Source organism: Pseudomonas sp. Y5-11 (assembly GCF_022368695.1).
GTDB classification, from domain to species: Bacteria; Pseudomonadota; Gammaproteobacteria; order Pseudomonadales; family Pseudomonadaceae; genus Aquipseudomonas; species Aquipseudomonas parakoreensis.
This window is the reverse complement of sequence record NZ_CP058974.1, coordinates 5,493,844-5,507,092: the sequence shown is the minus strand read 5'-3', so window position 1 is coordinate 5,507,092 and position 13,249 is coordinate 5,493,844. Positions and strand designations below refer to the sequence as shown.

General features: G+C 56.0%; 15 protein-coding genes. 5 read left to right on the top strand and 10 right to left on the bottom strand.

Translation table 11 applies throughout. The annotated features are described in order from the left end of the window. Window positions 1-14 precede the first annotated feature (14 nt). The gene (locus tag HXW87_RS24720; protein WP_021264366.1) at window positions 15-977 is read left to right on the top strand and encodes an SdiA-regulated domain-containing protein; all 963 of its coding nucleotides are present in this window, start codon (window positions 15-17) and stop codon (window positions 975-977) included. An 89-nt stretch (window positions 978-1,066) separates the two neighbouring features. Here the strand turns inward: HXW87_RS24720 and HXW87_RS24715 are convergent, their stop codons facing one another. From HXW87_RS24715 to umuD, 6 genes are all read right to left on the bottom strand, one after another. Continuing rightward, window positions 1,067-1,483 (bottom strand): TetR family transcriptional regulator, encoded by a 417-nt coding sequence (locus HXW87_RS24715; protein WP_079384160.1) that lies wholly within the window; start codon window positions 1,481-1,483, stop codon window positions 1,067-1,069. After that, entirely contained in the window at window positions 1,476-3,215 is a 1,740-nt protein-coding gene (locus HXW87_RS24710) for a tyrosine-type recombinase/integrase (RefSeq protein ID WP_223271185.1), read from the bottom strand. The genes HXW87_RS24715 and HXW87_RS24710 overlap by 8 nt, the downstream gene beginning before the upstream one ends. Window positions 3,216-3,313: 98 nt before the next feature. Continuing rightward, window positions 3,314-4,921 (bottom strand): hypothetical protein, encoded by a 1,608-nt coding sequence (locus HXW87_RS24705; RefSeq protein WP_032904191.1) that lies wholly within the window; start codon window positions 4,919-4,921, stop codon window positions 3,314-3,316. A gap of 10 nt (window positions 4,922-4,931) precedes the next feature. Next, window positions 4,932-6,089: a tyrosine-type recombinase/integrase gene (locus tag HXW87_RS24700; RefSeq protein WP_028692960.1), complete on the bottom strand. Its 1,158-nt coding sequence runs from the start codon at window positions 6,087-6,089 to the stop codon at window positions 4,932-4,934. Between the two features lie 98 nt (window positions 6,090-6,187). Next, window positions 6,188-6,328, bottom strand: coding sequence for a DNA-directed DNA polymerase (locus HXW87_RS24695; protein WP_071533902.1), 141 nt, complete (start codon window positions 6,326-6,328; stop codon window positions 6,188-6,190). Beyond that, window positions 6,315-6,746, bottom strand: a complete 432-nt coding sequence (gene umuD, locus HXW87_RS24690) for a translesion error-prone DNA polymerase V autoproteolytic subunit (RefSeq protein WP_023082840.1) — start codon at window positions 6,744-6,746, stop codon at window positions 6,315-6,317. Before umuD ends, HXW87_RS24695 begins: the two co-directional genes overlap by 14 nt. Window positions 6,747-6,840: 94 nt before the next feature. Between umuD and HXW87_RS24685 the strand changes: the two genes are divergently transcribed. Beyond that, window positions 6,841-7,614: an SOS response-associated peptidase family protein gene (locus HXW87_RS24685; RefSeq protein WP_134438375.1), complete on the top strand. Its 774-nt coding sequence runs from the start codon at window positions 6,841-6,843 to the stop codon at window positions 7,612-7,614. 115 nt (window positions 7,615-7,729) lie between these two features. Further along, window positions 7,730-7,996, top strand: coding sequence for a hypothetical protein (locus tag HXW87_RS24680; protein WP_224742955.1), 267 nt, complete (start codon window positions 7,730-7,732; stop codon window positions 7,994-7,996). A gap of 45 nt (window positions 7,997-8,041) precedes the next feature. Here the strand turns inward: HXW87_RS24680 and HXW87_RS24675 are convergent, their stop codons facing one another. From HXW87_RS24675 to cadR, 4 genes are all read right to left on the bottom strand, one after another. Continuing rightward, a complete protein-coding gene (locus HXW87_RS24675) occupies window positions 8,042-9,907 on the bottom strand; it encodes a TonB-dependent siderophore receptor (RefSeq protein WP_239777905.1) in 1,866 nt (621 codons plus the stop codon). 11 nt (window positions 9,908-9,918) lie between these two features. Beyond that, on the bottom strand, window positions 9,919-10,239 hold the full coding sequence (locus HXW87_RS24670) for a hypothetical protein (RefSeq protein WP_134438374.1): 321 nt from the start codon (window positions 10,237-10,239) through the stop codon (window positions 9,919-9,921). Further along, window positions 10,236-10,613 (bottom strand): hypothetical protein, encoded by a 378-nt coding sequence (locus tag HXW87_RS29620; protein WP_306464267.1) that lies wholly within the window; start codon window positions 10,611-10,613, stop codon window positions 10,236-10,238. The genes HXW87_RS24670 and HXW87_RS29620 overlap by 4 nt, the downstream gene beginning before the upstream one ends. Before the next feature lie 262 nt (window positions 10,614-10,875). Next, window positions 10,876-11,310 carry a Cd(II)/Pb(II)-responsive transcriptional regulator gene (gene cadR, locus HXW87_RS24660; RefSeq protein WP_008175821.1) on the bottom strand — a complete coding sequence of 145 codons (435 nt, stop codon included), beginning with the start codon at window positions 11,308-11,310 and terminating at the stop codon, window positions 10,876-10,878. Window positions 11,311-11,408: 98 nt separating this feature from the next. On the opposite strand from cadR, the gene HXW87_RS24655 reads away from it, so the two are divergent. Both HXW87_RS24655 and HXW87_RS24650 read left to right on the top strand, forming a co-directional pair. Continuing rightward, window positions 11,409-12,305 (top strand): cation transporter, encoded by an 897-nt coding sequence (locus tag HXW87_RS24655; protein WP_008928737.1) that lies wholly within the window; start codon window positions 11,409-11,411, stop codon window positions 12,303-12,305. A gap of 141 nt (window positions 12,306-12,446) precedes the next feature. Then, entirely contained in the window at window positions 12,447-13,205 is a 759-nt protein-coding gene (locus HXW87_RS24650; protein WP_008928738.1) for a ZIP family metal transporter, read from the top strand. Window positions 13,206-13,249: the final 44 nt, after the last annotated feature.

Sequence of the window (13,249 nt, the reverse complement as noted above, 5' to 3'; positions counted from 1 at the left end):
TAACGAGACTTCTAATGTATTTGATGGCTAAAAACTGGCTGGGCAGAACACGGAAAGTAAGTGTTTGGATGTGGGCGCTTCTGTGCCTTGTGTTGCTCACCGTATTCCAAGTACGTACTCATCACCTTGATGATCGTCTGTACTTCTGGATCAAGACCCACTGGCACACAGACGATTGGCAGGAACGTTCTGTTTGGCTGCCTGGCTATCGGGTTGAACTGGATGCTAGGCCGGTTCCCGGTGTGGACAATAACCTTTCGGGCCTGACCTTCGACCCTGATCTAAAACTGCTGTGGGCGGTTACCAATGGCCCGAACGAACTGCTGGCCCTAAGCCGTGACGGTGACGTGGAGCGACGTTACAGCCTGGATGGCTTCCACGATGTGGAAGCGGTGTCTTATGCCGGCAACGGTCAATTGGTAATTGCCGAGGAGCGTCGGCAGAGCCTGGTTATCGTGGATGTCCCCATCGACGAAAACGGCAAGCTTTCTTCTGACCGCTCATTGAGCCGAAACCAGTATCCAGCTCTGACCTTGGCACTTGGCAAAGAGGGCAACAAAGGCCTTGAAGGGCTCGCCTACGACCTGGAAGGTGACCGCCTGTTTGTGACCAAGGAGCGTGACCCTCGCCAATTGCTTGAGGTGAGCGGCCTTCGTGCCAGTCTGACAGGAGGTTTTTCCCTGCACGTCCGCGACCTGTCCAGCTTAGTAAAAGACAAGGTATTTGCCACTGACTTGTCTTCGGTCGTCTTCGATCAACAGAGCGGTCATCTGATATTGCTCAGCGACGAGTCGAAACTGCTGATTGAAATGACCGATGAGGGCACGGTGGTGAGTTTCCGCTCCTTGGCGAGGGGGTTTGCTGGTTTGCTGAAAGGCATACCCCAAGCCGAAGGCGTAACCATCGACGATGAAGGGTATTTGTACGTGGTCAGCGAGCCGAACTTGTTCTATCGCTTTACCCGCGAGACAGATTGACCAGTCAACAAGCTACAGTCAGGCGTGGCCGGGACGCTTGAACTGTTAGCGTACGATTTTTACGAATTCTGCGGGTTCCCCATCAGGGCCTAGTTGGGCCCTGGTTTCAGAGGGAGTGCGGTGACCTTACCGTTGGCAACCGCCTTCAGCTGAATCATCTCGAATATTAGTCGCTGGTTAACCGAAGCCAGCCGAGCTACCTCCGCTAAAAGCTGATCATTCTCTGCACGGAGCACCCTGTTCTTTTCTTTCTCGCTCATCAACGCTTGATGCTTAGAGTCTCGCTGGGCTCGCACCGACTTGCCAACGATGTTGCGAATCCTTTCCGCTATGCTTGGGTAAGTGTTATGGATGAGTCCCGGAGTCACACCTGCGGCACGGGCAACGGATGTGATGGAAAGCTTTCCGTCACCAGCAATGAGATCGTCGACGACCTTGTTGAGCGCGGCGAGTGTCTTCGACCTGGAGCGAATAGGAGAGTCAGGGCCCACCGCCTGTCTAGTCATTTGCCGCCTCCTCCATTTCCTCAACTGGAGAAAGGCCAAGGCTGGTAATTACATCTAGTGCAACCTGCAAGTCGCGTTCTGCGCGCTGCCTAACAGCCGGGCCTGCATCCTCAATTTTTATCAGCTCTCGCTGTTGAATGTAGATGTCCTGCCAAGTGCTGGCGAAGACTTCATCGATCACCGAATTTTTGCACCCTGGACACCGTGTGGCTTCGTATAGACCAGCACCTCCGCAGCCCCGCTCTGTGGCGATGCACCAGCCGTGTCCAGTCGCACGAATGTTGGCATGTGGGGCGGTCTGGGCAAGCAAAGCAGCTCTATCCTTGATTGGAATTGCCCGCAATTCCACAATCTTTTCGCCAGCGCCCCCTGCCAGTGGCTGATCATCGAGCCATGATTCGATCAGGTCAATTTTAAACTCTGTCATCTGCTGGAAGATCTCATCAAAGAGAGTCAGGTCTTGCTGCGGATTGGATGCATAGAGTTGGGTCATACTCATGCTGCTGTGTTTGAACTGCCATTTGAGGTAGATCAATGAAGTGCGGCCCATACGGGATTCTACAAAGCATCTTGCATATGTTCGCCTGCATTGATGCGTCCTCAACGGCCAATCGCTTCCAGCGGCTTTAGCTATACGGTCAAACGCAGCATTGGATGCTTGCCCGCTGAGAGCCTCAACATGATGGCTTTCCTGAACTTTCCCTCCTTGTGTGTTTCGTCCCAAAAATAGTTTATTCGCGTCTTTTCGGGCTTTTTCGAGCCTAAGGAGATGTTCAGTTGAATACGAAAAATCCCGATTGCTTGCAAGCTGTCTAATCTCTTCATCCAGCTCTTTTCTGATGGGTGCTGAATATTTTGCCAAAAGACTTAAAGCTTCAATCGTTAGTTCTGGCACAAGATATTCGACTTGGCCTTTACCTGTCTTGTGCTCGACTGTGGTCACCCAGCAAAAATTAATTCCATTTCTTAACTCTTTGCGCCAAGCGCCAACCTCAATTCCAATTGCCTCGTCATTGCGCATGCCGCTAGTGATTGAAACTATATACAGAACAGCATCTCTGCAACGAATTGCCATCCGTTCATCACTAGGATGATATCCAATACCATTGACTGCCAATTCGGCCTTCATCTCCCGGACAATGCTTTCGCAATAGTTGAAAATCCTAGATTGTTCATCATGAGGAATGATATCTGTTCGCCCGACGTTTTTAGTGGCAGCACCCAACCCTTTTACATTCGCGACCCCACAAATCCGCCACAATGTCGAATTACCCCAAGGATAACTCTGAATGGGAAACATCGTGTCGACAGAAAACACCCAAAGAAAATCAATAACCCGTAATCGCCCATACAGCGGGAGAGGCCTTAACTTCAATTCATATTTGCAATGATGAACGTAATTGCTGACATGGATCGGACGGACATCTGCAAAGCTTGAAACTCCTAGATTGTTTAACCAGCGAACAAAAGGCATCACGCTGACGACGGCGAAAGTAGTAATGCCCCGTGCGATAGGAGGTTTGGATCTAGGCATTCCTCTTTTAAACCAAGCATAAGCAACAGCTTTGCAGTCATCAATAAGCGCCCGAGGCATGCCCATATCCCAGTTGATGAATTTATAAGAATGAGCAATATTGGCCTGATCAAAAAACGGGCGAAGATCCCACTGTGCATCGCCAAACCTGCTAAGAACGAAGGTTTCTCCATCTTCATTAACGATAGCGCTGATCACGATTGCATCCCGCTCTGCGGGACTTAGACCATTCGCTGAAACTGGCTGTGCGATGAGGACATCATATGCCTTTAACACCGCATTCGTGGTTCTTATGCTCAAATTTCGCCGCCCAATTTTTTCTTCATGAACTCGATTTTTTTAGCCCAGAACAAGTGCGGAGATGACTCAGCCTGAGCCCTTGCTTGCGAAACCAATGCAAGATCAAACTTCTGGGTGAAATCATCTATCAATCGAATATAGTCAAACTGACGCTTGCGCCATGCGCCCCACTCGTCCGTGAGAAAGTATTCGACTTCTGCATACAAGAATTGTTGGTAGCTGAACAGCCGGTATAAGTCCTCCAAGGTGCCTACAATTGCATAGCTAGGGCAACCGAGGCAGTGGATGAATTCAGAACAATGATTGACGCCATCCTTTGGTGCCAGACTACCGTAAAGGCTATCTTTGCAGCCGCCTGGTGGGGTTGGTATAACGTTTATGCCACGTAGTTTGTCCGGAAAAGCCTCCCCAACAAATGTCGCCCCGTCGACCTTGATCTCATCGTTGATTTTCAAATAGTGATTATCGGCGACACCAGGGGTATGACCCATAACGGAGGAAACTTCTATAATGTCGCCACCGCTCAGTTTCCACAAACGGCTTTCCATAGTCTTTCGCAGCCGACTAAGCGTGACATTTAGCCGATTGCCTTGATCATCCTGAAGCGCATGACGCTCACAAATGCTTTTTGCCGTGACATATAAAGCACCGGGTGTAAGGGTAACGATGTCGTTCGAGCGGCCAGGCTGGCCCGAGCGATATAACCACACACATGAAGATATTTCATCAGGTGCCAGTGCTACGAGTGGCTTAGAAATCTCCAGCGCCTTATTGAGGACTGCCACCCCATCCAGGGGAATAGCACTGTACTCATCTAGCAGATTAGTCTGACGGATTGTTTTGCTCTGTGCGCCTTTACCTCGACGTTTGACGGTAGTAATCAACCTGAGATTAGGAATAAATGGGTGAGGCTGTAGGGCATCCCTTTTCATCTCCAAGAGCGGCGTAGTATTGATTCCAGACCTTGCCGCAGTAATTAGTAGCAATACAGCCATCGCCTCCGCGCCATTTCCAAGGAATGTACCCTTATGGATGGCAATAAGATCTGACTTCAAAGCGCCAATCAGCCTTTGCATTTCACCCAAGGTGAGCGGATCTGCATCTTTAGTGCTCTGCGAATTATTAGGAAATGGATTGAGGGGCAAAAGATCGTCAAGATTAACTTCAATAAATCCATATTCAGCCAAAACAACAACTAACGACTTGAAGCTAGTATAGTAATTCTTGGCTGTCGAGCCGTTAGGGTATTTTAGCCTCAGCCAAGAGACGTATCGATCCAAGTGGCTTTTGGTAAGACTGTTTGGCGTTGCAGGTGGCGACTTGACCGAACCTCCACTCAAGAAATTTATAAAAAATCTCAGCCCGTTCGTAGAGTAACCAATCAAGGTCGTCACTGAGAAGTTTCCTCCTTGTAGCAAAGCTTTGATAACGTGAAGACTTTGAATTGCCCAAGCGTCGAAGCCCAAGCCTAAATATTTCGTATGATCGAGTTGCCTGTGGTTTCTCGGGTTTCTCGGCAGGTCAATCTTGATATCATCTTCGACAGCCTCGAATCCTTTTGTAACCGACCGCATAACCGCCTTGTAGCTTTTTTGCCGAGCCAATGGTGCTACCTCAAATACGCGAAACCGAATCAGTCATAAACATCATGTCAATTTCGTCCTCGTGAGCAAGGACGGATTGGGCTTCAAGCTGGTTTATGAGATGCAAATAGATCATAGTTGTTTGCACATCTGAATGCCCCAGCCTATCTCGGACATACAACAATGGCTCACCTTCAAACTCTTTGCTTTTTCGAAGAGCAAGCAAGGTATAAGTCCCATAGGTGTGGCGTAGCATGTGGGCCCGAACATAGAAACCGCACTTTCTTTCATAGGACTTCATAACGTCCACTACGGAATCTTTTGAATAATGCCTGCCTTCATTAGTCAGCAGCAGCGCGGTAACACGTCCATCACCATTGGACTTACGAACCTCTCGTTGGTGAAGGGAGTAAGACCACATGCTCTCCATCAACGACCATGGCACGTCGATAGTTCTAGGCCGGTCGTACTTGATATGCATGTCTGAAGGATCAAGAGCAACACTGATCATTTGCCTTGGGCGCAGTCCCTTCTTCAACCTGGGGTTGAACACATATTTGAGAGGAAAAGACCTCGCTTCACAGGAGCGAAGGCCGGTACGCACCATGAGGTGGAACAATATCTGGTGGCTTGGATCGGTATCCAGGGCAAGGCATACCTTGACTTGATCCTTGGTCAGGAATTTGGTCAAGCGCTTTCGGTCGCGAACCATCACCGAAACTTTCGTGCTCTCGGCTCCGGGCAGAGCGATATGACTGAGAAGACCGGAATGTTGGGCAACTCTTACCCTTTTCTCACCGAAGGGCAGCACAGTTATCAGGTTGCGCTGCTTAGCCCATCGGTAGAACCTCACGATCAAGGCCAGACGATTGTTCACCGTGCCGGGATCAAGTGCTAATTCTCCGCTCGACCAATCCCTGTACCTCGACAGAGCACTCAGACCGTGAGCCGGGCTTTCCTCGTCCCAGCCCAATCCATTGGCTTCCAGGAAGGCAAAGTAATCGTACAGACGCCGTCCATAGGCTTCCCAAGTCAAATCGCTTAGGGCCTCACCTGACTCGATAAGCGTGTGCCAAAGGAAGGATTGAGCTGGCTCGACTGGCCATCCCTCTGACCCAATCAGCAACGGAAAGCCTTCAAAGGATCGACCTGCTAATGCTAGGTCTTTTGTTGCGAATACCAGCCTCATGCCGCTGCCCTAAAACACTTCCAATGGATTGCCTTATGAAGCCTGGAAACTGCTGTTCCAGAGGGGTTCAGAAGGTGGCGCGGACTCTACAGGATTTACTAACGATTCCCACCCCTCAGATCGTTGTTCGACAGCACGACGATAGGCGTACGCAGCAGGTCCGGGCGAAACACCCGCTCGCAACTGGCGTAGAACGAGTTGCAGTCGATCAGGGCAATTGCCGACTCAGCCTGGGGCATGGCAGCGCACGCTGTGGGTGACCACGCCCCAGATCAGTAGCTCATCCCCCTCGAGTACGTAGCGCGGCGCGTAGGCCTGGTTCTCCGCCCGCAGAACGATCTGTTCGCCTTCCTTGGCCAAACGCTTCACCAAGGCATCGCCGTTGAGCGCAGCGATGACAATCAGGCCAGGCCGCCCCTCCATCGCCCGATTCACGATAGCCAGGTCGCCATCAAACATCCCTGCGTTGATCATGCTGTCGCCGCTGATGCGCACCAGATACATATGCGGCGCGCGGAGGTCGAGAAGCTCGTCGAGGGATATCTCGGCTTCGATGTGATCCTGCGCCGGCGAGGGAAACCCGGCCGGGACGCGGAAGGAATACAAAGGCAGGCACACGGAGCTGCTGCTCAGTGGCCCAAGGATCGTGCAGGACATAGTGCACCCGCAATAATGCTGTATTTATATACAGTATAAAACAAACCAACCCACCTACAATCAGAATGAGAAAGGCGATGACGAGCGGACGGTCATGTGCGGACGATTTGCGCAGTATCAGGGGATGGCGGATTACCTGCGGGAGCTGAACAGCGAGCAGGAGGTGATCGGCGGCTACGACAACCTGCCGATCGAGCGCTATAACGTGGCACCACAGACCAACGTGCAACTGCTGCACGCGGAGGGAGGGGGCCTGACGATCGCCGCGGTGAGATGGGGGTGGGCACCGCACTGGGCGATGAAGGGAAAGATGCCAGCACCGATCAACGCCCGCGCCGAGACGGTGGCGAGCGGCAAGTTCTTCAAGCAGATATGGCCGTACCGCGCGCTGGTCGCAGCTGACGGCTGGTATGAATGGGTGAAGGACGAGACCGATCCGAAGCACAAGCAACCCTACTTCATCCGCCTGCGCAGCGGCGAGCCGATGTTCTTCGCCGCCATCGGCCAGCTCCCCCACGCCGGCAGCGAGATTCGCGAAGACGATGGGTTCGTGATCATCACCGCCGACGCCCAAGGTGGCATGTTGGATATCCATGATCGCCGGCCAGTGGTACTACCAGCGGACTTGGCCCGAGAGTGGATAGACCCAAACACAACTTCGCAGCGTGCCGAGCAGATAGTGCAGGAACTGGGCCTGCAGTCCGAGGCATTCGAGTGGTACCAGGTCAGCAAGGCGGTGGGTAACGTGAAAAACACCGGGGCAGCGCTAATTGGCCCCACCCGACAGGCTCTGATCGACCGGAGGCGAGATGCGCCAGTCAGCTGCGACTGGCGGGAAGCGGCCACAAGCGGACAGTCAGCCCAATAAATAAATCTGTCCCTGTTTCGCTTGAGCCCGAAGTGGCTCTCGAATCGGCGTTGGTTGGCAGATCGCCAGGGTATCGGCGCGCGACAGTTGTCCGTCTGAATACCCCGAGGCCGGTGTGTTCTACGTCACCTTTGTGCCCCAGTTCGTTCCGCCCGGTGCGGATGTGGCGGCGTACTCGTTCCTCTCAGGCCTTCACGTATTACTGACCCTGGGCGGGTTCGCCATCCTGATCGCCGCAACCATTCCGCTCGGCAGACTGCTGCGCCGGCGTGGACTGACTAGGGCGCTGGATCGGCTGACAGGGTGGCGTGCTGGTGGCGTTCGGAGTGAGGCTGATGGCTTCGAATACGGTACCGACGTTGCAGCCGGGCGCGTGAAATGAGGCCCCTGGCGTGACGCCAGGGGATGAGGCAGGACGACTAGGCGATCAGAAGCGGTAGTTCACCCCCAGTGTCAGGGTACGGCCCGGTGCTGGCTGGCGTCCCTCGGGACTGGTGTCGATGCCGCGGAAGTAGTACTGGCGGTCGAACAGGTTGCTGATGCCGGCCGAGGCGGTCAGCACGCTGTCGTCCTGCAGCTTGAACTCGCGCTCGATGGCGGTGTTCCAGATCCAGTAGGCGGGCAGCTCGCCTACTGAGGCGCTGGCATTCTCCTCGGCGCTGTTGGCGTCGTCGGTATAGGCGCTGCTGACGTAGAGGCCATCCAGGCTGTAGGTCCAGAACTCGGCGAAGCGGTAACGACCATCGACGGTGAACTGGTGCTTGGAGCTGTACGGCACCTCGTTGCCCTTGAAGTCGCCGGTGCGCAGCTCGGCATCGAGGTAGGCGTAGCCGGCGTGCAGGTCGAGGGTTGGCAGCGCGGCCGGCGTCCAGAACACCTCGGTCTCGATCCCCTGGTGGCGGGTGCTGCCGAGATTCTGGAAGCGGCTGTTGGCGAACACGATCTGGTCGTCGAAGTCGATGCGGTACAGGCCGAAGTCGATGCGCAGGTTGTCCTGTGGGGTGAAGCGCACGCCGGTCTCGTAGTTGCGCGAGATTTCCGCCTGCACCACGCCATCCCTGACGATCTGGAACACCTGAGGCACCCGCAGCGAGCGCTGCGCGTTGGCGTAGACGAACCAGTCGTCGCTGGCCTGGTAGCCGATGCTCAGACCGGGCAGCCACTCTTCGGCCACGGTCTTGCGCTCGATGCCGCTGACGCCGTCGGCGTACTCCATCTTGGCGTGCTCATAGCGCACGCCGGGGGTGAGGGTCAGGCGGTCGTCGAGCAGCTTGATTTCGTTGCTCACATAGGCGGCCTGGCCCTTGGTATCGAATACCCAGTCGCGCACCACGCTTGTGGCGCCGGTATTCAGGTTCAGACGGTCGACATCGAAGTCGACGTTTTCCTTGACCAGGCGGGCGCCAAGCAGCCAGGTCTGGCTGACGCCATCACCGTCGATGCCGAGGCTCAGGCGCGGCTCGCTGCCCCAGACACGGAAGTCGCGGGGAGCATCCTGCAGGGTGGTCGGCGTGGCATCCGGCGCGAAGGGCAGCCCGACAACAAAGTTGCGATAGCTGTGCTGGGCGAAGTTGGTCCAGCTGAATTCCACGTCGTCGAACGGGCCCATGGCGCCGAGGTATTGAGTATAGGTGCCCCAGACGCGGTCGCTGTCGCCTTCGAAACGATCGAGCTTGCGGGTCGACTGCCGCGGGTCGTCCTTGTAGTCGGCCACGCTGAGGGCGCCGGCCAGGTCCATGTCGGCGATGTAGCGCTGCACGCCGAAACTCAGGCTGCGGCTGTCATCGATATCCCACTGGCCGCGCAGGCGGTAGTTCTGCACATCGGTCTCAGAATGCTCGCGACCGTACTCGCCACTGATGGTGTTGACGTCCAGCTGCAGGCCGAAGTTGTCGGTCAGGCGCCCACCGGTGCCCAGGTAGCTGTCGTACAGCTGGCGCCCGCCGGGCGCGAAGGTGACACGCTCCTGCAGGGTGGTTTCCCACTTATCCGGAATTGGCCGGCTGATGAAGTTGATCACGCCGCCGACGTTGTTCGGTCCGTACTGCACGGACGCGCCGCCACGCACGATGTCGATGCGATCGACCGTCGCCAGGGTCTGCGGAAACAGCGACAGGCTGGTCTGGCCATAGGGCGCCAGGGCCAGCGGGATGCCATCGGCGAGCGCTTGGACGCGGCCGCTGCGACTTTCCGAAAGCCCGCGCACGGACAGTTGCGGCAGTACCCCGGCACCGGTCTCGTCGAGGATCTTCACCCCTGGGACCCGCGCCAGCGCGTCATCCAGGCCACGCACGCTGGCCTTCTTCAGTTCGTGAGCCTGTACGACTTGGCGTTGGGGTCGTCGGCCTCTCGGAGAGCTTCCTCGACCTCGCGGGTCATCCGCGCATATTCTTCCGGCCACAGCGCTTGCTCCATGCGCAGCGACGCCTGCCCAAGCAGGTGCAGCAGGCCGAACAGCCGCATGTCATTGGTGGCGACGACGTGCTCTCGAATCCGCTCCTGGATCACCTCGCAGGCCCGATGCGCCTCTGGCGTCGCCGTGCCCTCGTAGCCGGCTGGGAGTTCTGCTTCTTCAGCGATTCGCGCCCAAGCGATAGCCAGCGCCTCGATGGTGGACAGGTTCATTTGCTCATCCACTTGCGCAGCAGACGCTTTTTCAGGGAGGCGCGCTCTTGCGGATTGCGTCCCTTGTGGTTGGCAATGCGATCCGCCGTGGCGGCCTGGCGCTTGATGGGCCAGTAGGAGCGGCCATCCTTACCCATCGACCAGACGTTGCTGACCTGGTTTTCCAGTAGAGGCAGATGGGCGCATAGAGCTTCCGGCGACGCGCTGGCCAGCGCGGTGCGCTCGTGAGTTCGCCAGCAGCCGCAGCAGTTCATCGCCGCGAAAGCCACGCCAGAATCCGAGCAGCACCAGCGCTCGGTCCCGTTGGTGGCGAAGCGCTGCCGCTCCATCGCCCCGGGCATGCGCCGCAGCGATCGCTGCAGCCAACCAGTCATCGAGCTCGACCAGCCGCCGAATCTGGAGCGGCGCGGCTTGCTTGACCTGGCGGGTATCCGGATTTTTTGGTTGATTGGCTCATATCATGATGACGGAACCAACCATCAGCTCAGCGGATTACCTGGTTGATGACGACTCTTCTTCACGGCCCCTGCAAGTTTGCAGCAACGCCCAGGTTCGCATGCCGAGATACGCAGTGAGGCTTCGCGATCAACACACCATGCATTCACAATGTCACTGCAAGGTCCGGCATGTCTCTGCTCAGTCCTTACGGCCTGAGCTAGCCCTATACAGCTGTTGTTTGCTCTCCTCGCTGATCCCCGTCAGGATGCCGCAGGCATTGATCTCCCGACCCTCGTTGCAACTCGCCCTCAGTGAAACGAGTTGTTGCTCAAGCGCTTGCAGAGCAGTTATCTGCGACCGCACATGAGAGATGTGGTCATCGAGCATGGCGTTGACGGCGGTACAGGGCTGGCGAGGGTCGTCCTGATAGCTCTGTAGCTCGCGAATCTCTGTCAGTGACAGGTCCAGAATTCGGCAGCGGCGGATAAAGGCAAGCCACTCGCCATGCTTCTCGGTATAGACACGGTAACCATTCTCCTGCCGTTCTGGCGGCGGCAACAGGCCCTGCTGCTCATAGAAGCGGATCGTCTGCGTGTCGATACCCGCTATCTGGGCTAACTGACCAATGCGCATCAGGCTTACTCCTCAACGGATCATCTGTCCCATTGACCTTATAGTAGCTATATAGTTTTTAATACTAGCAATCTATGTTGGTTAACTGGAGCCGTATCGTGAGTAAAGCCTGTGGTGGCCCATGTAGCTGCGATGCAACGCCTGCAGCGGATACCGATATGCCGGTCTCCTCCGAAGCGTCAGGGGAATGGGTCAGCGTGTATGCTGTGCCGAAGATGGATTGTCCCTCAGAAGAACGGATGATCCGCTTGGCGCTGAACGGCTTTGATGAGATTCGAACGCTGTCCTTCGACTTGTCGAACCGCCGATTGGAGGTCGTGCATGACGGCGAGGCTGAGCCCATTACCGCGAAACTGGCGACCTTGGGGCTAGGCGCCTCTCTTCAGGAAACCGTCATTGCCGACCCAGAGACGATCAAGGCCGCTGAGAGCTCGGCAGTCTCTGCTACGCAGGAGTCAGGCACTCTGCGCGTGTTGCTCGGTATCAATGCGATCATGTTCGTGGTGGAAATGACTGCTGGCCTGATCGCCCAGTCTACCGGCCTGATCGCTGATTCCCTGGATATGTTTGCCGATGCAGCCGTCTATGGCCTGGCTCTCTATGCCGTAGGGCGCAGTGCGAAAATGCAGGTACGTGCCGCGCATCTGGCAGGGGTACTGCAACTGATTTTGGCTATCGGCGTACTCGTCGAGGTGGTGCGACGCTTTGTTTTCGGTAGTGAGCCTGAATCGCTGATGATGATGGCGATCGCCTTCGTCGCGTTGATCGCCAATACCGGTTGCCTGCTGTTGATATCCAAGCACCGCGAAGGCGGCGCGCATATGAAGGCAAGCTGGATATTCTCGGCCAATGATGTGGTGATCAACATGGGCGTCATCGCCGCCGGTGCCTTGGTCGCCTGGACGGGGTCCAGCTACCCCGACCTGATTATCGGTACCATCGTGGGCCTGATCGTCCTCAACGGCGCTCGGCGCATCCTGGCGCTCAAGGGGTGAGGCTGCACGGTACGCAGCTATCGATGCCTGGGACACTTGATCGAAGTGGCTGTACAAGCGCGCTAGGCCTGAACGACAGCATATAGCGCGAAGGCTCGGAGCCAGCAAGGTAGCGTATCTAGGAATCAACCAAGGAAGATGATGGATAGTATCTGGCTGGTACTCGGCCTGGCGCTGTTGCCCGCCTTAGGCAATTTTAGTGGTGGGCTCGCTGCGGAGGCCTCCCGAACTACCGGGCGCCGTCTCAATTACGCCCTTCACGGCGCTGCCGGCCTCGTCATTGCGGTGGTGGCGGTTGAAATCATGCCGCGCGTGCTAGAGAACCTCTCAGCCTGGGTAATCGCCCTCGCTTTCGCGCTGGGCGGCATTGCTTACGTAGGTATCGAGAAGCTCGTTGAGAGTCTCCAGAAGCGACAAGGCCAGCAGGGAGAAGGCGGTCAGACGAGTGTCTGGATGATCTATATCGCCGTATCCATCGACCTGTTCAGCGATGGCCTCCTGATCGGGGCGGGGTCGGCGGTCTCACCGTCGGTCGCGATAATCCTGGCGGCGGGTCAGGTTCTCGCCGATGTTCCTGAGGGCTTTGCGACGATCGCCACCATGAAAGATAAAGGAATCCCTCGTAGCAAGCGGATACTGCTCTCTGCTTCCTTCGCGATTCCTGTGCTCTCGGCAGCCGTCTTTGCTTACTTCGTACTCAGGAACCAGCCGGAGGCATTTAAGCTAGCGGCACTGACGTTCACGGCAGGCCTTCTCACGGTCGCTGCCATCGAAGATATGGTCTCCGAGGCTCACGAGAGCGGTGACGATACGCACATCTCACCGCTGGCTTTCATAGGCGGCTTCGTCCTGTTCGTTCTGGTATCAGCGGGCTTGGAAGGGGTGGTATCGCAAAGCTAACGTACTGCTCCCCAACACAGCCACTGTCGTGCTGGCCGAATACG